General features: G+C 38.2%; 13 protein-coding genes. 7 read left to right on the forward strand and 6 right to left on the reverse strand.

All coding sequences use genetic code 11. The features are described 5' to 3' along the window. Positions 1-11: 11 nt before the first annotated feature. From CBW18_RS16175 to CBW18_RS16190, 4 genes are all read right to left on the reverse strand, one after another. Complete coding sequence (locus CBW18_RS16175) at positions 12-3,398, reverse strand: TonB-dependent receptor (RefSeq protein WP_088302359.1); 3,387 nt, start codon at positions 3,396-3,398, stop codon at positions 12-14. A gap of 171 nt (positions 3,399-3,569) precedes the next feature. Further along, positions 3,570-4,598, reverse strand: a complete 1,029-nt coding sequence (locus CBW18_RS16180) for a FecR family protein (protein WP_088302360.1) — start codon at positions 4,596-4,598, stop codon at positions 3,570-3,572. A 99-nt stretch (positions 4,599-4,697) separates the two neighbouring features. Then, positions 4,698-5,288 (reverse strand): RNA polymerase sigma factor, encoded by a 591-nt coding sequence (locus CBW18_RS16185; RefSeq protein WP_088302361.1) that lies wholly within the window; start codon positions 5,286-5,288, stop codon positions 4,698-4,700. Positions 5,289-5,388: 100 nt separating this feature from the next. Next, complete coding sequence (locus CBW18_RS16190) at positions 5,389-6,087, reverse strand: NUDIX domain-containing protein (RefSeq protein WP_088302362.1); 699 nt, start codon at positions 6,085-6,087, stop codon at positions 5,389-5,391. A 158-nt stretch (positions 6,088-6,245) separates the two neighbouring features. Between CBW18_RS16190 and CBW18_RS16195 the strand changes: the two genes are divergently transcribed. The 3 genes from CBW18_RS16195 (at position 6,246) to CBW18_RS16205 (ending at position 10,240) form a co-directional block, all read left to right on the forward strand. Further along, positions 6,246-7,313 (forward strand): UDP-glucose--hexose-1-phosphate uridylyltransferase, encoded by a 1,068-nt coding sequence (locus CBW18_RS16195; RefSeq protein ID WP_088302363.1) that lies wholly within the window; start codon positions 6,246-6,248, stop codon positions 7,311-7,313. Positions 7,314-7,319: 6 nt separating this feature from the next. After that, a complete protein-coding gene (locus CBW18_RS16200) occupies positions 7,320-8,474 on the forward strand; it encodes a galactokinase (protein ID WP_088302364.1) in 1,155 nt (384 codons plus the stop codon). 89 nt (positions 8,475-8,563) lie between these two features. Further along, entirely contained in the window at positions 8,564-10,240 is a 1,677-nt protein-coding gene (locus CBW18_RS16205) for a sodium/solute symporter (RefSeq protein ID WP_088302365.1), read from the forward strand. Between the two features lie 174 nt (positions 10,241-10,414). On the opposite strand, the gene CBW18_RS16210 is transcribed toward CBW18_RS16205, so the two are convergent. Beyond that, the gene (locus CBW18_RS16210) at positions 10,415-10,732 is read right to left on the reverse strand and encodes an RNA-binding protein (protein ID WP_088302366.1); all 318 of its coding nucleotides are present in this window, start codon (positions 10,730-10,732) and stop codon (positions 10,415-10,417) included. A gap of 423 nt (positions 10,733-11,155) precedes the next feature. Between CBW18_RS16210 and CBW18_RS16215 the strand changes: the two genes are divergently transcribed. Continuing rightward, positions 11,156-12,019 (forward strand): flagellar motor protein MotB, encoded by an 864-nt coding sequence (locus CBW18_RS16215; RefSeq protein ID WP_088302367.1) that lies wholly within the window; start codon positions 11,156-11,158, stop codon positions 12,017-12,019. Positions 12,020-12,308: 289 nt separating this feature from the next. On the opposite strand, the gene CBW18_RS16220 is transcribed toward CBW18_RS16215, so the two are convergent. Beyond that, positions 12,309-12,830 carry an RNA polymerase sigma factor gene (locus CBW18_RS16220; RefSeq protein ID WP_088302368.1) on the reverse strand — a complete coding sequence of 174 codons (522 nt, stop codon included), beginning with the start codon at positions 12,828-12,830 and terminating at the stop codon, positions 12,309-12,311. Between the two features lie 298 nt (positions 12,831-13,128). Between CBW18_RS16220 and CBW18_RS16225 the strand changes: the two genes are divergently transcribed. The 3 genes from CBW18_RS16225 (at position 13,129) to treY (ending at position 19,474) form a co-directional block, all read left to right on the forward strand. Further along, a complete protein-coding gene (locus tag CBW18_RS16225; protein WP_088302369.1) occupies positions 13,129-13,362 on the forward strand; it encodes a hypothetical protein in 234 nt (77 codons plus the stop codon). Positions 13,363-13,548: 186 nt separating this feature from the next. Further along, the gene (gene treZ / locus CBW18_RS16230) at positions 13,549-15,420 is read left to right on the forward strand and encodes a malto-oligosyltrehalose trehalohydrolase (protein WP_088302370.1); all 1,872 of its coding nucleotides are present in this window, start codon (positions 13,549-13,551) and stop codon (positions 15,418-15,420) included. Beyond that, the gene (gene treY / locus CBW18_RS16235) at positions 15,413-19,474 is read left to right on the forward strand and encodes a malto-oligosyltrehalose synthase (RefSeq protein ID WP_088302371.1); all 4,062 of its coding nucleotides are present in this window, start codon (positions 15,413-15,415) and stop codon (positions 19,472-19,474) included. Before treZ ends, treY begins: the two co-directional genes overlap by 8 nt. Positions 19,475-19,803 lie beyond the last annotated feature (329 nt).

Below are 19,803 nucleotides of genomic sequence, written 5' to 3' on the forward strand. Positions count from 1 at the left end.
AATGATCGAAATTAAAATGAGCAATTAATACCAAATACAATTGTTCTTAAAGGTGGCAATACCTGGCCAATGGTTCCTGTACCCAGACCTGAAGGTCCACCTTGAACGGTAGTTTCTGTATCTAAGGTGTATTTGTTTTTGGCCCAGGTATATAAATTCTGACCCTGAACATAAATGCTTGCGTTTGAAATCTTCACTTGCTTAAGCCATTCTTGCGGTAGGGTATAGGATAAGTTTACAGATCTTAATTTTAGATAAGAAGCATCGCCATAAACCGCATCTGATTGGGTATAAAGGTTATAGGAATTTGCTATAGTGGTGCCAGCAGTAGCAGAGGCTCCAGGGATATTGGATGATGTATTGGTCGGTGTCCATCTGCCTAACCAATAGTCATTTTGATTGACCAATGCACCCGGCCGGGTGTCTAAAATTTGGGTTACTCCGAATCTATGGTTAAACTGGAAAAAGATACCCAATTCAAAACCTTTATACGTAAAAGTATTATTAAATCCGCCAAAGAATGGTGTTCCAAGATCAGCTATATATCTGTCATTTTGATTGATTACACCATTTCCATCTCTGTCTTCATAAGTTGCTGCACCTGTAGCTGGATTTACCCCTAAAAAATGGTAGGGGCGAAACAGGTTAAGAGGTTCTCCAACAACGTAACTAGAAGCTGAAAATGACTTTTCAAGATTAGGAAATTCAAGTAGTTTATTATTATTAAAGGTTACGTTCAGTGAAGACTTCCATGAAAAATCTTTAGAAACCAGATTGGTCGTATTCAATTCTAATTCTAAACCTTGATTTTGAATAACAGCCAGAAGATTTTGCGTGTAAGAGTTATAGCCGCTCTGTGAAGCCACAGCACTTGATGTAATTTGATCTGATGATCGGTTTCTATAATAATTTGCTGAAAATGAAATGCGGTCTTTTAAAAAACCTAAGTCAATTGCCAGATCTATCTTTTTGGTTGTTTCCCATCTAATAGTTTGATTGGGAAGGCCACTAGGTATTAGTGCGGCACTACCTAAATAAGGTGTGGCGGGGTTATATAATGACAAATAAAGATAATTTGGAATTTGGTCATTACCAGTGGTACCAAAACTGGTTCTTAATTTACCAAAACTTAAAAAAGATAAATTTTCTTTTATAAAATCCTCATTAGAGAATACCCAGGCTGCGCCAACTGCACCAAAATTACCGAACCGGTTTTCTGGTCCAAACCTTGAAGATCCATCACGTCTGAATGTGGCATTGATCAGGTATTTTTCTTTCCAGTTATAATTTAATTTTGCAAACACAGCATTATACTTGTACTTCACAATGTTGTTGTAGAGAACGGTAACTGTTCCGGCAGCACTGAGTGTACCTAACAGTTCTTCCACACTGTAATTGTTTCCTAAAATTTGTGTGCCGTTAGAAGTGTTCTGCTGAAAGCTGGTACCCACCAAAGCAGTAAATTTACCTTGACCAATATTTTTGGAGTAATCGAGAGTAGGTTCAATACTCCAGTTCTGAGCTGTCGTATTTGCAAAAGTTGCCGAGCTGACAATGTTCCTGGAAGGGTTTTGTGAAGATGCCGGATCAGTATTAACCTGTTCAATTCTGGTCGTTGTATAACCGAAGTTTGATTTTGCCGTTAAGCCAGGTAAAATGGTATATCTGATCGTTGAATTCGCAATTAAGTTATTGGTAACGCCTGTATATTTTTTTTGTAGCGTAGCCAATGGATTAGTAAAACCGTTTGCCCAAAATAATTTACCATTGGCATCATAAAGTGGCAGGTTTGGTGGTAAGTTGTAGGCCGACGACACATCAGATGCTGGCAGGTTTGTATTATCATTAGTGTAGCTTACCGAGAATGATGCACCAAATTTTTTGTTTTGCGAAACATGGTCAAGATTTAATCTCGAAGAAAATCTTTTATTGCCATTATCACCTAAAAATACACCAGTTTCTTTACGGTAAGCAGAGTTGAAAAAGAATCTCGTTTGATCATTGCCACCAGATAATGAGGCATCAACCTGATTCAAATGACCGCGATTTCCAATTAATAATTTTTGAAAATCAGTACCATTGTTTTGATCCCAAACGGTTAGATCAGGTGCATTGGTAGTATTGGGTATAACATTATCATTCTGAAAAGCCTCTCTTCTTAAAGTTAAATATTCCTGAAGATCCAAGATTGGAATAAAGCGGCTCACTTCTGTAAAACCTGACATTAAGTTCACGCCAACTTTAACTTTTCCTGATTTTCCCTGCTTCGTAGTAATTAAAACCACCCCGTTAGCCCCCCTTGATCCATAAATGGCAGTTGCATCAGCATCTTTTAAAATGTCTATTCTTTCAATATCAGATGGATTGATCATACCAAAAGGACTGATGCCACCACTAGCGCCTGACGTTCCGAATGAATTGAGGTTATCTGTTGCCGGTTGTCCGCCATTGAAATTAGTAAAAGGTACACCATCAATTACATAAAGTGGAATTCCACCTGAAGTAAGAGAACTTTGTCCGCGAATCTGCACCTGAACGGTACTACCTGGTACCCCATTATTTTGTGCGATGAGCACTCCTGACATTCTACCTGACAGTGCAGCCAATGGATTTCCGACAGGTTGTTTCTGAATTTCATCAGCAGATATAGATGCAACAGCGCCCGTATTTAATTTTCTGGTGGTGGTGCCATAGCCAATAACCTGTACTTCATTCAGGCTTCCCGATTCTGGCGTTAAGGAAACTTTTAAAAGTGTATTTTCATTGACTAAAACTTCCCGGGTTACATAACCCACATAGCTTAGTATCAATGTGATGCTTTTTCCATCAGGTACGGTAACACTAAAATGTCCGTTTTGATCAGTAGCCGTGCTGAACATTTTATCTCCTTTAATTCTAATAGATACGCCCGGAAGCGGGTTTCCGTTCTCATCAGTAATCATTCCCGTTAAGTGGGTGTCATTAACCACTTCATTTGGGGCTAATTTAGCTGTTTTGGTAATCAGAATTTTATTGTCAACCTGCTGATAGGTGAGTCCGGTTCCCTTTAAAAGTAAATCCAGGATCTCCGTTACTGATTTTTCTCCTTCCGGAATACTCACTGGCTGGAGATTTTTCAATTCATTGATGCGGTATAAAAATCGAAACTGACTGTTTGCTTCAATTTTTTTGATCGCTGAAACCAGGTTTTCCTGATCGATGTGTATAGAAATCTTTACTTGCTGTGCCGATTGAGCAATAAGATCAGTAGCGAACAGGCATTGGATAGAAGCCGTTAATATGATAGCAATGAGGAGGCTGGTGCGCATAAGCTGACGAATTAGATATCGTGTTTGGGATGATGAAGAGAAGAAAACATATTTCTTCCTACCCTCTGCCGATTGTGCAGAAAAATACATAATTTTAAGTGTTTTAAATGAATCCTAGAAAATTGTTTAAACGCATAGATATAGTTAGCGCTATATCTACACCGGCTCCTTGTTTAGCGACAAGGAGTTTTTTTTATTCATTCAAATGCGCAGCTGGTAAATTTTTTTCATGTGGTTTGGTTTAGTTGATTTTGGGTTTATTTATGGTTCACATCCTACGCCATTGATGGTTATGCCGCCGGCGCTGGTTTGGTATTGTGCATTATTGTAGGAACAGATGATTTTAAGAATCTCCTCTAATGATTCTCCCTTTAAAAAGGTTGCCGTAAACCTGCATTTTTTTGGAAGTTCATTTGCAAATGTAATGGGTGTATTAAATCTTTTTGATAAAATTTTTGCTGCCTCCTCTAGTGAAATATCATCGAAGAAAATATCGCTTTCCTGCCATTGTATTGCGTTTTTAGCCAGTACATTAACAAAATTGATGCGTTTATTTTTCTGATTAAAAATAATCTGCTGGTTCGGAACAAGAATACCTAAAACTGACTGGCTATCCAATACGCTTACTTTTCCTCTGGTAACAGTAACTTCGATATTATGGTTGCCGGTATATGCTTTAATGTTAAATGCCGTTCCTAAAACTTTGGTGCTCAGTTTGCCTGCACGTACCGTAAAACTTTTTTTAGCGTCATGCCTGATATCAAAATAACCTTCACCTACCAAAGTCACCATCCTTTCAGCACCAAAAACTTTTGGATAAGTGATTGAACTGTTATTATTCAGAATCACTGTGCTTCCATCAGGTAAATTTACCTTTTGGTGCTCATTTTCTGTTTTAACCGTTAATGAGGTAATGGATTGCGTAGCCTGTTTTGGACGGTTTGCTGTTTGCGCCATCCACTGTGGCATTTTGTTTTGATCTTTAAATAATATCGCGGCAAAACAAATGATAAAAAAAGCAGCTGCCCATCCCAGCCATTGCCTGGATAGGTCCGGCTTTTTCTTTATAAATTTTGAATCAGTGGAGATCACTTGTTTTATAATCTGTTCTGCTTTGCCTGCATTCAACACTGCTTCAGGACTTTTATTCCAAAAATTATCCATTACCAGATCGAGCACTGCTGTATCATCCGCATTTTTTATAAGGGTCATAAACTCTTGCAATTCTGCAGGAGAGCATGTTCTGTTCACATACTGATCAAATAAATAGGTGGCTCTATCCGCTTGCATTTTGTTTAGTTTGATGGCTTAAGGTAGAAATGAAGATGTATCTGTCCCTTTTTAAACAATGACAATACAAAAATGGAAAGGAGGTAGTTAGATGAGAGATTATTTTACAAAAAATAATAAAAGTGGAATAACTTTTATTTGATCTTGTGTCGTCAGGAAGTTTTTAATTGATTTTACAGCATCTCTCAGGTGAGTTTTTACCGTTAATGGAGATAGGTTAAGTTTATTAGCTACATCAGCCTGTTTTAAACCTTCAATATGGCAAAGTTGATAAACTAATTTTTGCTGTGGCGGAAGTTTTTCAATGGCAGTTTCCAATAACTTCTTTGTTTCCTTAAATTGGATCTCATTTTCTGTAGCCAAATCTACATCAGATGTTTCCTGATGGGCCTTCAGGATATTCCTTTGTTCTACCGTAGCTTTTTTTAATGCATTTAACGTTTCATTTCTTGCGGTTGTACGTAGAAATCCCCCAAAATTTTCAATCTGGACTAAATGAGTTCTCTTCACCCAAAGCTTAATAAAAACATCCTGAACAATTTCCTCCGCTGCGGCATCTTCCTGAAGAATGGCTAGTGCGTAGCCGTACACTTTGTTGCGGTAAAAATTAAAAAGAATGCCAAAAGCCTGCTGATCTCCAATGGCAATTTTTGCCAGTATCAAGTTCTCATCAGTCAGTTCCTTTTGCATGGTGCTAATATATCAATTAAACTAAGTTTTTGAGTTTGATTATATTCACGATGTGCTTTACATTTTATCAGTAGCACTAAAAGTTATTCCATTTCTGACACTATAATTTTAGATTAGGGATCAGGTTTAAAAAAGCCTGAAAGTTGGCCTTGTATTTTTTCTTATCCAGTTTAAAATAAAAAGCACCTTTCTTTGAACCTGATTTGTCTTTTTCTTCAAGTTTGATCAGTAAACCTGTAGAACTGATTTTTCTGCTAAAATTCCGGGTATCTATTTTAGTATCGTTCACCTCTTCAAAAAGCATCTGCAACTGAGGAATGGTAAACTTTTTAGGCAACATTTCGAATAAAATCGGGTGGAGGGCAGCCTTGTAACGTAGTTTTTTCCGTGCATCAGCCACCATTTGAGCATGGTCGAAAATTAACTTGGGACTTTCATTAACGAGAAACCATTCCGCGTGATATTCATCGCTTAATTGCGCTTCATATTTATGAATATCAATTAAGGCAAAATAGCCTACAGATAATGTGCGTTCAATTGGATCGCGATGAGGTTCCCCGTAAATTTGCAACTGTTCCAGGTAAATTCCTTCCAGTCCGGTATTTTTTTTCAATACCCTATTGGCTGCATCATCCGGACTTTCATTGGCACCCACAAATCCACCAATTAAACTCCATTTGTTAATTTCAGGTTCCAGGCCACGCTTCACCAGCAATAATTTAAGGTGTTCTCCGTCAAAACCAAAAACAATGCAATCTACAGCCACCAGATAATGCGGTTGGCCTGAATATTCTATCATGCTGAAATTAATTTAAATGTGCCTGAATATCTTCAAAATTTTACGAAAATAGAAAATATCAGCAATTTATTAAATGTCATTTTGACAAATAATAATTTATTTATACTTTAGCCGAATTCAAATTCCATTTGTAGCCCAACATTCTAATCAATAAATACATGAGTACAACATTTGATCTTGATTCAAATCCACACAGAAGGCTTAATATTCTCACCGGAGAATGGGTTTTGGTATCACCACATCGCACCAAGCGGCCATGGCAGGGTAAGGTTGAAGATATAGCGGCCAATAACCGTCCGGAATATGATCCGAAATGTTACCTCTGCCCGGGAAACGATCGTGCAGATGGCGATGTTAATCCGGATTATAGGGAAAGCTTTGTTTTTAAAAATGATTTTTCAGCCTTGCTGGAAGATACACCTGTTGCTGGCTTAAATGATGATGGCTTATTGGTAGCACAAAATGAGCGTGGCATCTGTAAAGTGATTAGTTTTAGTCCGAAACATCATTTAACCCTGCCAGAACTAAGCGTGAATGAAATCACTGCAGTTGTGGACTTATGGCAGCAGGAATTTAACAGCCTTTCTGAAAATGAATGGATCAAGTATATTCAGATTTTCGAAAATAAGGGCGAAATTATGGGTTGCAGCAATCCACATCCACATGGACAAATTTGGTCGCAAAGCGAAGTGCCGATGGAAATCGTGAAAGAAACTGAACGGCAGAAAAATTACTATGCTGTTCATCGGGAAAGTTTATTGTCGGCCTACCTTAAAATTGAATTAAAAAAGGATGAAAGAATTGTTTACGAAAATAATCATTTCGTAGTGCTGGTTCCATTCTGGGCAGTATGGCCTTATGAAACGATGATCATCAGTAAGCGGCAGGTGAGTAGTATCAAATATTTTAACCCTACAGAAAAAGCAGCATTGGCAGATGCGATAAAAGTGCTTACCAGTAAATATGATAACCTTTTTGAAACTTCGTTTCCTTATTCTGCAGGAATGCACCAGGCACCTGTAAATAGTGGAGATCATCCGGAATGGCACTGGCATATGCATTTTTATCCCCCATTATTGCGATCGGCTACCGTGAAGAAATTTATGGTGGGTTATGAAATGCTGGCCAATCCACAGCGCGACATCACACCAGAATTTGCTGCAAATCGATTAAAAGAATTGTCTACAGAACATTATAAATTAAAACTAACCAAATCACATCATTAAGAGCGAATGGATATTGAACGTTTAAAAAATGCATTCAAAGAGATTTACCAAACCGAACCCATCCTGGTAAAATCTCCTGGAAGAATAAATATTATAGGAGAGCATACCGATTATAATGGTGGCTTTGTTATGCCGGCGGCCATTAATAAGGCCATATATGTTGCGGTATCAAAAAGAGATGATGAGGAAATTCACTTATATTCTGAAAGTTATCAGGCATCTTATACTTCTTCCGTTTCAGCCATAAAGAAATCTGATCTCAGCTGGGCGAATTATGTATTGGGCGTAGCCGATCAATTGGTTAACCGGGGTTATAAAATTGGTGGCTTCAACCTTTATTTGGATGGAAACGTTCCGCTAGGTGCGGGGCTTTCCTCTTCTGCCGCATTGGAATGTGCAACGGCTTTTGCACTGGACCATATGAATGAACTGGGCATTTCACAAATGGATCTGGCTTTAATTTCACAAAAAGCGGAACACGTATTTGCGGGTGTAAACTGTGGGATTATGGATCAGTTTGCTTCAGTTTTTGGTAAGCAGGATCATGCTGTTTTACTGGATTGCAGAAGCATGGAATATGAATATATTCCTTTGGCGTTGGAAGGCCACAAGCTTGTTTTACTCAATACTAATGTTAAACATTCGCTTTCTGATTCTGCCTATAACCAAAGAAGAGCACAGTGTGAACAAGGTGTAGCCTGGATTAGTGCACACCATCCGGAGGTAAGCAGTTTAAGGGATGCCGATTTAAAAATGCTGGAAACATTTGTAAAGCCAAATGATGCGGAGGTTTACCAGAAATGTAAATATGTAGTAGAAGAAATCGGCAGGATTCAAAAAGCAGCAGAAGCACTTAAACAGGGTAATTTAGTTGCATTGGGCAAACTCATGCTCGAAACGCATGAAGGCCTAAGTCAGGAATATGAAGTGAGTTGTAAGGAACTTGATTTTCTGGTTAATTATGTGAAAGATTTAAATCATGTTCTTGGTGCCAGGATGATGGGTGGCGGTTTTGGGGGCTGTACCATCAATATTGTAAAAAATGAAGAAATAGATGCATTGATTTCAGAAGTAAGTGCACTTTATGAAAAAGAGTTTGGTTTGTCACTGGATGCATACGTGGTGGAAACAGCAGATGGATCAACGCTAATCAGCGCCTAAGCTGAGCTTTTTAAAAATATGGAAATAAAAAATAATCAGAATTTGATATGCCATCTGGGCCAGTTGAATAAACCTAAACAAATAAATGAATGAAAAATAATATTCTGGATGCAAAAGATTACATCGTATTCGCGGTGTATTTTGTAATTGTGGCAGCCTATGGCCTTTACATTTACAATAAAAAGAAATCCGAATCAACGGGCTCAAAAGATTACTTTCTAGCAGAAGGCTCACTTACCTGGTGGGCAATTGGTGCTTCTCTAATTGCTTCGAATATCTCAGCCGAGCAGTTTATCGGGATGAGTGGATCAGGATTTAAAATGGGATTGGCCATTGCCACTTACGAATGGATGGGGAGTTTAACCCTGATTGTAGTTGCCGTTTTCTTTATTCCGGTTTACCTGAAAAACAAAATTGCCACCATGCCACAGTTCCTGCACCAGCGCTATAACGGCACTGTTGCGATGATTATGGCTGTTTTTTGGTTGCTCTTATATGTAGTGGTTAACTTAACTTCTATCCTCTATTTAGGTGCACTGGCGGTGAGCAGTATTTCAGGGTTCAACCTCGAATTGTGTATGTATGCCATTGCAGCCTTTGCCATCATCATTACGTTAGGTGGTATGAAGGTAATTGGATATACCGATGTGATCCAGGTGTTCTTCCTGATTTTAGGTGGTTTGGCAACCACTTACCTGGCGCTTAATCTGGTATCTACCCATTACGGAACAACGGGTATTTTTGAAGGTTACCACCTTATGAGTACCAAAGCATCAGAACACTTTCATATGATTCTTAAGCCTGAGAACGAAAATTATATCGATTTACCAGGTTTAAGCGTGCTGATAGGGGGGATGTGGATTGTAAACTTAAATTATTGGGGTTGCAATCAGTACATCACTCAACGTGCTTTGGGTGCCGATTTAAATACCGCAAGAGGTGGTTTATTATTTGCCGCCTTCCTGAAATTGTTGATGCCGATTATTGTGGTGCTTCCGGGTATTGCGGCATATGTACTTTATAAGGATGGGGCCTTCCAGACAGAGATGTTGCAAAATGGGTCTGTCAATCCCGATCGTGCTTATCCGGTATTGCTGAACTTACTGCCTGCCGGTTTGAAAGGGTTGTCTTTTGCAGCATTAACAGCAGCCGTTGTAGCTTCCTTAGCGGGTAAAGCGAACAGTATTGCCACTATTTTTACCCTGGATATTTACAAAAAAGTAATTAATCCCGAAGCAACAGAAAAGAATCTGGTATTGACAGGGAAGATTTCCATTATTGTAGCCATGATATTGGGTGTATTAATTGCTCCTCATCTGGGAATTGATAAAAAAGGTGGTTTCCAATATATTCAGGAATATACCGGCTTCGTGTCACCAGGTATTTTTGCCATGTTTATGCTGGGCTTCTTCTGGAAAAGAACCACTTCAAATGCTGCTTTATTCGCAACCATAGGTGGTTTCGGTATGTCATTATTGCTTAAGGCTTTGCCAAATTTAACTGACCTTTCCTGGTTATCTGGTTTAGGCTTTTCAGTTAAAAATGCATCAGGAATCTATGAAATCCCTTTCCTTGACAGGATGGGCTTTGTATTTATATTCTGTATCATTGGTATGATCATTATTAGTTTATTTGAAAACAGAAAAGGTGTGAATCCTAAAGGACTGGATATTGATGTCAAAATGTTTAAAACCAGTACCAGTTTTGCCGTTGGAACATTGCTTATTATTGGCTTGCTGGTTGCACTGTACAGTGTTTACTGGTAAAATGCTAAGTCATTAGAAATACCGTAACAAAAAGGATAGTATCTGCTGATGCTATCCTTTTTGTTTGCATATCAATCGATAACTTAATCGTTAAATATAAAAAATAAGGTATGTTATTTTATTTCTGATAACAGGAGATTATCAGAACAAGTGATTGTTGAAAAGTGAAAATTTTTAGCGCTGAACGCGTGGTCTTTTAGATTTGAATGCATCGTTTGACCTTGGTTTTGGAGCAGGTTTTTTGGGAGCAGTTTCTTCAGATAACTTAACAGTAATCACATTACCTTTAAATGTTTCTCCATTTAGCATGGAAATAATGTTTTTAGCATCATCTAAACTTGCTACTTCTATAAAGGCATAACCCTTGCACTTTCCGGTAGCCCGATCCCGAACAACCTTTATGGTATCAATTTTGCCATGCAAACTAATAAAAATTGCCAGATCCATCTCCTGTATGTTGTCTGCCAGGCCACCGACGAAAAGCTTGTTCATTTTCAGAATATTATGTTTACTGTTTTATATCGCTTTTGATAACGTTTTCGCGAGCGTTATGTTTTGTGTTAATTTTTTGCAAAATAAAAATTTATAATGGTGAAAACAAAACAGATTTAACTTATAAGCTTCCCATTCTCTCCTCACCATTAATTTACTTGAGGTTAATGCAGCATGGATAAATGAATTAAGTTTAAAGTTTACCATAAATTATTATCAGTTTTAAAACAATTGATCGCTTTTTGAAAGCGCAAATGATTTCCTATAACCAATCGGGATTATATTAATTGTCAATAGATTTTCTGTTCAACAAACCAATTTACGATTGATTAACATCCTTTAACAGTGCTTAGGAAGGGTTTTGAATATTACGGCAAGGAATTTGTTAATTGATAAGCTGATCAATAATAAAAAAATAAAAATATGAAATTTTACAAATCAATCCCGATAATGCTCTTGGCTGGAGTGATGATTTCCGGTTGCGTAAGTAATAAGAAATATACTGAACTTCAGGATACTTATTCTAAATTAAGAGAAAGAAATCAAGAGCTAAGTAATAAATACCAGGATAGTCAGCGAGAGCTTTCAGGTACAAGCAGCAGGGTGAAAAGCCTTGAAGAACAAATTGCTTCAGAAAAATCGAATGTTGCTGCCTTACAGGATGCTTTAAACAAATGTTTAAACTCCAGTAACCAGGGGAATGTGAACATTTCCAAACTGGTGGATGAAATTAACAGTTCCAATAAATATATTAAGCAACTGGTAAATGCTAAAAATAAAAGCGACTCGCTTAATATGGTGCTGACCAATAACCTGACCCGTTCTTTAAGCCGGGAAGAGCTTAGTGATGTGGATGTTCAGGTCTTAAAAGGTGTCGTATATATTTCATTGGCTGATAACATGCTTTATAAATCCGGTAGCTATGAGGTTTCTGATAAAGCTGGCGAAACTCTAAGCAAAATTGCCAAAATCATTAAAGATTACAGTACTTATGATGTGCTGATTGAAGGTAATACCGATAATGTGCCGATCACACAGCCGAATATTCGTAACAACTGGGACTTAAGTGCTTTAAGGGCGTCATCAGTTGTACAGGTATTACAAAATAAATATCAGGTAGATCCAAAACGATTAACGGCCGGAGGTCGCGGAGAGTTTAACCCTGTTGCCGATAATAATACACCAGCAGGAAAGGCACAAAACAGGAGAACACAAATTATCATCACCCCTAAGCTTGATCAGTTTATGGATTTGATTGGGAAAGCTCCGGAACAATCGCAGAAATAAAATTTATAGATATTCAGGGCAGTCTCTTAAAGGCTGCCCTTTTTTATGCAAGAAATAATTGTTTAAGATAAGTTTAACCAACCTTATGGAAGCAAATAAATCTTAAACAGTGCCCAAGAAATGCCCGCTGGGTGTATTCAAAATACTTCTGCACGTACCATAATGTTAAATAAGCTTGAGAATGCGTGCAAAGCCAAGGCTTACCGGTTGATTTTGAATTGGCATCAACATCAGAAAATCAGGGACACAAAAAAGCCCCAGCTGATAAACTGAGGCTTTTTGCAGGTTGTTATGCTTTATAAGCTTCCTTGGCGTAGGTTTTTAAATATTTTTTGAGCATTTCTCTCGCCACATGGATTCTGGTTTTTACGGTTCCAAGCGGAATCTGCAATTCATCTGCAATCTCGTGGTATTTAAAACCTTCAAAATATTTAATAAACGGAACACTGTAAACCTCCGGCAAATGATTCAATGCTTTCTGAATATCATCTACAATCATCTTACCCACACTTGCATTACGTTCAGAACTATACATCAGGTTAGCTGATGATATTTCATCGTCTTGTGTAATCAGGGTTTTTGCTTTTGCAGATTTACGGTAATTGTTAATAAATGTGTTTTTCATGATGACAAACAGCCAGCCTTTAAAATTGGTGCCTTCCTGAAAATTCTGATAAAATCTGATGGCTTTCAACATCGTGTCTTGAACCAAATCGTTAGCATCTTCGATGTCTTTTGTGAAATTTAAAGCATGCATTTTAAGCGAAAGAGAGTGGCTGTTAACCATGTTGTTAAATTCGAATTGTGTCATGATGTTTTAGGTTAAGGATGTGCAATCAAACGAACAATAGTTATACCAAAAGATGCGGTTGCAACTATTGGTCTGATTTTAAAATCGGATCAAAAAATAGGTCTATGATATGATTAAAGCGTTTTAGGTATTTTAGGGCTTCGCTGTTCATTTGCAGATAGCGTATAAATACGGGGGTTTATACTCAATAGAATTTTGGTTTCCTTACAGTACTTTTCTAAGCTGCATAATATTCCATACAGCATTTAATTAAAACTTTTTACACCAATAAATACTTTATTTTAATAAATCCTCAGACATGGAAGAATTAATGAACCAGGTAAAAAGCTTCCTGGGTAGCAAGGCACAAAACATTTTTAAAAAAGGACCTGCAGAAATTGAAATTAAAGTTAAGGAGGGAGTTGATGCCCAAAAATTAGCTGAAGATTTAAAGCAACATATCGTCGCCCTGATTAGTGAAGATACCATTGCCATGATAAGTTTGGTTGACCATCGTGAGATGCCGGTGGATCATTTCTCACTGAATCAATAATCATTCAGGACGAGATATTTGTTTGGTTGTCCAAATGGAAAACCATTGTATCAGATTCTTGTTCTATGGCATAATGACAGAAGCTTTTCAACCTGCAAATCTTATAAATGGATATGGCCCGGTTCAAATTTGGTATGGTAAAAAAATAACGAAAGCGATTATTAGGTGAAACCTGTATAAACAAATATGGAAATAGATATCCGCAAAAGAAAAATAGGTTTAAACTTTAATGAAAACGGTGCAGCCGAAATTTACCTCTGGGCCCCTTATGCAACCGGCGTTTCATTGCTCACAAATGGCAGAAAAATCAGCCTGATTAAAGAAGATTATGGCTACTGGTTTTTGGAAACCAGCCAGATCATTGAAAATGACGCATATGGCTTTGAAGTTTTGCAGTCGGAAGATGCCGTTTCATCTTCTAATGGGATGAAATACCTGCAGCGGGCAGACCCGGCTTCATTGTGGCAGAAAGAGGGGGTACAGGGAAATTCAACGGCCTATAAGCTTAATGCATTTAAATGGACGGATCAGCAGTGGCAGGGAATACCATTGGAAGAATTCATCATTTATGAACTACATACCGGAACCTTTACAGAAAACGGAGATTTTAAAGCTATTGAAAATAAAATCAGGTATTTAAAAGAATTGGGGATTACGGCTATTGAACTGATGCCCGTTGCTCAGTTCTCCTGTGATAGAAACTGGGGTTATGATGGTGTTTTTCCATTTGCCATCCAAAATTCTTACGGTGGGCCAGAAGCCCTTTGTCAACTTATTAATGCATGCCATGAAAATGGGTTGGCGGTAATTGTAGATGTAGTTTATAATCATATGGGCCCTGAAGGGAACTATTTTAATGATTTTGGACCTTATTTTACGGATAAATATCAAACCCCATGGGGGCAGGCCATTAACTTTGATGATGCAAATTGTGATCCGGTTAGGGATTACTTCATCGAAAATGTGTTGATGTGGTTCCGGGATTTTCATGTAGATGCCCTCCGCCTGGATGCCGTGCATGCCATTAAGGATTTTAGTACAACCCATATCCTGCAGGAAATACGGCAACATGTGGACCAACTTTCTGCTTATACCGGAAAATCTTATCAGTTAATTGTTGAACTGGATTTAAATGATCCTAAATATATTAATACGATTGACCGTGGTGGCTATGGGATGGATGCCCAATGGGCTGATGAATTTCACCATGCTCTGCGCGTTACAGCGGGGCAGGAGCCTAAGGGATATTATAAGGAATTTAATGGTATTGAGCACCTGGCAAAAGCTTATAAAGATGCCTATGTCTATGACGGGCAATATTCGCCACACCGGCAAAAGAAATTTGGTGCCAGGGCAACCTATAATGATGGAAGACAATTTGTTGTTTTTTCACAAAATCATGATCAGGTCGGCAACAGGATGCTTGGAGAAAGAACCAGTGAATTGCTGGGTTTCGAAATGTCAAAAATACTGGCGGCAGCAGTATGTTGTAGTCCTTTTTTACCTCTTATCTTTATGGGTGAAGAATATGGCGAAACCAACCGTTTCCAGTTTTTTACCAGCCACAGCGATCATGATTTGATTGAAGCCGTAAGAAAGGGAAGAAAATCTGAATTCGCCGCATTTCACCATGATGAGGAAACACCTGATCCCCAAAATATCGAAACTTTTCTTCAGTCAAAGTTAGACTGGGAAAAAATCAATCGCCCTTCTCACCATCATATGTTGCAATATTATAAAGCATTAATTAGTCTGCGTAAAGATCACCCGGCGCTTTCTGTTTTAAATCGGAAAAATTTAAAGGTAAAAGCCAGTGCAGCACAAAACTGTTTAATACTGGAGCGCTGGCACGAAGATGAGCGGATCTTATGCCTCATGAATTTTTCTAGCCAGGCACAAGTGTTGCTTCTGGAAGAACACGCCCGGAAATACCAGAACATCTTTAACTCCGCATCTGTCATGTGGGGTGGCACAAGTGATGATGAACCTGTTTCATTTACCGAAAAAATAACCGTATTACCTGAATCGATCCTAATTTTTCATTGTAAAAATGTATAAACCTTCCAGCACCTACCGAATCCAGTTTAATCAGGATTTTACTTTTCAATCGCTCCGTAACATCATTCCATATCTTAAAAAATTAGGGATAGATACAATATATGCTTCACCAATTTTTGAATCTTCCCCCGGAAGCATGCACGGTTATGATACCATTAATCCTCATAAAATTAATCCCGAAATAGGAACCGAAGCAGAATTATACCAGCTTTCTGCTGATTTAAAAGCTGCGGGAATGGGCTGGCTGCAGGATATTGTACCTAACCATATGGCTTTTCATACCGGTAATGCCTGGCTGATGGACGTATTGAAAAATGGAAAGAAATCTGCATATTCCTCTTTCTTTGACATTGATTTTTCGCATGAAACCAAACTGATGGTTCCGTTTTTAGGGGAAGATTTAAATGATGCTATTGCCAATGGTGCGCTGCAGCTAACGGCTGAAAATGGGGAATATTACCTTTGTTACGGAGGAACCAACTGGCCGGTTAGTGAAGCAACGAAGCAAAATCTTCAAAGAAAAAATAGCTCATTAATTAATAGCCGTAAACCTGAATTACTCGAAATCGTCAACCAACAGCATTACAGGCTATGTAACTGGCAGGAAACTTTTCATAAAATCAATTACAGGCGTTTTTTTACTGTAAATAGTTTAATCTGCCTGAATATTCAGGATAAAGCGGTATTTGATACCTATCATGAATATATTTTCAAATTTGTACAAGAGGGTATTTTTCAGGGATTACGTATAGACCACGTTGATGGGTTATACGATCCGAAAATGTATCTGGACAGGTTAAGGAAAGCGATTGGCGATGAGGTATATGTTGTCATTGAAAAAATTCTTGAATATGAAGAAAAACTTCCGGCAGACTGGAATACGCAGGGAAATACAGGTTATGATTTTCTGGCCATCACTAATAACCTGTTTACTAATAAAGCTGCACAGCAATCTTTTAATAAACTCTATCAGCGAGTAACGGGTAAATCACAGGATCTGGAAGTGCTTATTCATGAAAAGAAAGAAACTATTTTATATGAGCACATGAGTGGCGAACTTGATAATTTATATCAGTTGGCTAAAAATCTGGAACTGATTGCTGATACGGATGAAAATGAGATTGGTGCCGATATTCTTAAAAAAGGAATCGGTGAAATGATGATTCAAATGCCGGTTTACCGCTATTATGATTACCAGTTTCCTTTAAAAAATGACGCTTTAAATCAATTGAAGAAATTAATTTCTGGAGTGATTATTCAGGATGAATTAAAACCGGCAGGAGCTTTTTTGACGAAAATTTTTATTGAAAAGCCTTTGCAGGGAGATGCAGTTTACCTTAAAAATATAAGTCAGTTCTACCAACGTTGTATGCAGTTTACCGGTCCGCTAATGGCTAAAGGAGTAGAAGATACAGTAATGTTTACCTATAATCTTTTCGTTGGCCATACTGAAGTGGGTGATGCACCGCATGCATTTGGAATTTCTATCGAAGATTTTCATTCAAAAATGATAGATAGGCAGGAGCAATGGCCGCTTTCATTAAATGGAAGTGCTACTCACGATACTAAAAAGGGTGAAGATGTAAGGGCAAGGTTAAACGTATTGACGGATCTTCCGGAAGATTGGATCAAGGTTGTGGAAACGCTTTTAAAAACGACCAGCCAGCTCAAGGCGGAAAATGAATCTTTTAAAGCGTTGCATAATAATGATATGTACCTGGTGATTCAAACCATTTTAGGTGTGCTATCCATGCCAGGTGAAGATACGGATGATATTCACAACCGTTTGGCCCAATACATAGAAAAAGCCTTGCGTGAAGCCAAAAAACGATCAGGTTGGGCATCGCCGGATGAAGATTACGAGCAGTCTGTTAAAGATTTTGCAACAGCTTTAATAAAACCCGGGCACAGTGGCAATCAGGCCATTCCTCAATTTATTGAAAAAATTGCAGATTTTGGTATCATCAACAGTTTATCGCAACAGGTTTTAAAATTTACCTGCCCGGGTATTCCGGATATTTATCAGGGCACCGAATTGTGGGACTTAAGCCTGGTAGACCCTGATAACCGCAGACCCGTAGATTATGATAAGAGAATCCGTTTTCAGTCTGAACAACAGGATCAAACCTTGAAGGAGTTATGGGAAGGACGTTATTCGGGGAAAATAAAACTATGGTTAACCCAGCGTCTGGCAACCGTCAGAAAAAATCATGCTCAAATTTTTGAAGATGGTCAATACATTCCGCTTCAGGTTTTAGGGAAATTTAAGCACAATGTTGTTTCCTTTGCCAGGTATCACCGGCAGGAATGGATAGTGGTTACCGTTCCATTAGGCTTAGCTGCAGTGGCGAATAAGGATACTAAAGCCGCCAATAAGTTTGATTGGGCAGATACAGAAATTATACTTCCCGCAGGGGCAACGGTGGAATGGGATGATTTGATTACAGGCGCATCCGGCGTGAAAGATATATTGAATAAAGGCATCCTGATCAATCAGATTTTAAGTGAAGTGCCGGTGGGATTAGTCAAACTTAAATCCAAAGAAAATGACCGTTCCGCAGGTATTTTAATGCATATTAGTTCCCTGCCGTCTGATTATGGAATTGGCGATATAGGGCCAGAAAGCAGAAGTTTTATTGATTTTCTGACTGAATCCGGGCAAAAATACTGGCAGATTTTGCCTGTGAACCCTACAAAATCCGAAAACGGCCACTCCCCATATTCCAGTAATTCTGCCATGGCCGGTAATATTTTACTGATCAGTCCTGATTTACTGCAGTCAGATGGTTTATTAAAAGAAGCTGATCTGAAAAATGCTGTACTCGAATCAGCTGATCAGGTTGATTATGACCGCGTGGAAGAACATAAACATCATTTACTGAAATTGGCTTATCATAACTTCAGGGAGTCACCTCATTCTGAACTGCACAAGTCTTTTGAAACGTTTTGTACCGCAGAAAAAAGTTGGCTTCATGATTTTTCCTTATATGTAACCATTAAAGGCAATAACAGGCAACAGGAATGGTACCATTGGCCTGAACAGTTAAAAACAAGTGATCCCAATGCGTTGGCAGAGTTTATTGAACAGTTTGCCGATGAAGTGGAGGAAATTAAATGGCAGCAGTTTATTTTTTTTAAGCAATGGCATGAACTGAAAGATTACGCCAATCAGCATGGTATTCAGATCGTAGGTGATCTTCCATTTTACCTCGACCTGGATTCGGTAGAGGTATGGTCTCAGCCATCATTTTTTAAGCTGGGCAAGGACCTGAAACCTCTTAAAATCGCCGGGGTTCCTCCCGATTATTTTAATGAAAACGGTCAGCTCTGGGGAATGCCGATTTTCAATTGGGAGGCTATGAAAGCAGAACGGTATACCTGGTGGGTAAACCGACTTAAAAAAAATATGGAATTATTTGACTTGTTGCGACTGGATCATTTCAGGGCTTTTTCTTCTTTCTGGGAAGTTGATGCAGATGCAAAAACGGCGATTAACGGAAAGTGGATAGATGGGCCTGGAAATGACTTTTTTGAAGTCATAGAAAGCGAATTAGGGCAGTTACCATTTATTGCTGAAGATCTGGGTGAAATTACCAGTGACGTGGAACAATTGCGTGAAAGATTTAAATTACCGGGGATGAAAGTGCTGCAATTTGCCTTTGGAAGTGATTTAATAAACACAACACACATTCCGCATAATTTTAGTTCTTCAAATTGTCTGGTTTACACCGGTACACATGATAATAATACCCTTTTAGGCTGGTTTAAAGAGGAAGCTGATGACAACACCAAAAAAAGACTCGATATGTATTTCGGCTTCAGCCAGAATGAAGAAAATATCTGTCAAACCATTTTGAGGGCAGTATATTCCGCAGTTGCGGCAATAGCAATTGTACCTGTTCAGGATATCCTGAATCTGGATGAATCTGCAAGAATGAATACTCCTGGCAGAAATTCCGGGAACTGGAAATGGCGCTTAACCAGAGAAAAGTTAGATAATAGCCTGATTGGCTGGTTAAAGATGGAAATGGAACGATGTAACAGAAAACGTTAGTGATGATCAATACATCGTTTTCCAAACTTTTCAGTTAAACGGCTTTAATAATGAGTGACTTAAGTTCGTGATTTAAATTTTAAAATAAGTTTAAAACCAAATTATAGAGCATAAAGTTGTGCTTACTATTAATTATGTGTATTTTTAAATCTACTTTATTGCTATTATTGCGAAAATTTTGGATTTAATTATGAATATTGGAAGATCAGGCATAATTGTTTACATGAATACAGAAGAAAATTATGGAACCATCCTGGATGAAAATTTTCAGGATATCTATTTTTCTCTGATTAATCTACCCCTGGAAGCATATATTTATGCCAAGGTAT

This window comes from Pedobacter sp. AJM, from assembly GCF_002197755.1.
Taxonomy (GTDB): Bacteria; Bacteroidota; Bacteroidia; order Sphingobacteriales; family Sphingobacteriaceae; genus Pedobacter.

Coding starts and splice junctions, on each gene's coding strand:
- CBW18_RS16190 (WP_088302362.1), bottom strand. CDS start 6,087: ATGATAGAATATTCAGGCCAACCGCATTATCTGGTGGCTGTAGATTGC.
- CBW18_RS16225 (WP_088302369.1), top strand. CDS start 13,129: ATGGAAGAATTAATGAACCAGGTAAAAAGCTTCCTGGGTAGCAAGGCA.
- CBW18_RS16185 (WP_088302361.1), bottom strand. CDS start 5,288: ATGCAAAAGGAACTGACTGATGAGAACTTGATACTGGCAAAAATTGCC.
- CBW18_RS16220 (WP_088302368.1), bottom strand. CDS start 12,830: ATGACACAATTCGAATTTAACAACATGGTTAACAGCCACTCTCTTTCG.
- CBW18_RS16200 (WP_088302364.1), top strand. CDS start 7,320: ATGGATATTGAACGTTTAAAAAATGCATTCAAAGAGATTTACCAAACC.
- treY (WP_088302371.1), top strand. CDS start 15,413: ATGTATAAACCTTCCAGCACCTACCGAATCCAGTTTAATCAGGATTTT.
- treZ (WP_088302370.1), top strand. CDS start 13,549: ATGGAAATAGATATCCGCAAAAGAAAAATAGGTTTAAACTTTAATGAA.
- CBW18_RS16195 (WP_088302363.1), top strand. CDS start 6,246: ATGAGTACAACATTTGATCTTGATTCAAATCCACACAGAAGGCTTAAT.
- CBW18_RS16180 (WP_088302360.1), bottom strand. CDS start 4,598: ATGCAAGCGGATAGAGCCACCTATTTATTTGATCAGTATGTGAACAGA.
- CBW18_RS16175 (WP_088302359.1), bottom strand. CDS start 3,398: ATGTATTTTTCTGCACAATCGGCAGAGGGTAGGAAGAAATATGTTTTC.
- CBW18_RS16205 (WP_088302365.1), top strand. CDS start 8,564: ATGAAAAATAATATTCTGGATGCAAAAGATTACATCGTATTCGCGGTG.
- CBW18_RS16210 (WP_088302366.1), bottom strand. CDS start 10,732: ATGAACAAGCTTTTCGTCGGTGGCCTGGCAGACAACATACAGGAGATG.
- CBW18_RS16215 (WP_088302367.1), top strand. CDS start 11,156: ATGAAATTTTACAAATCAATCCCGATAATGCTCTTGGCTGGAGTGATG.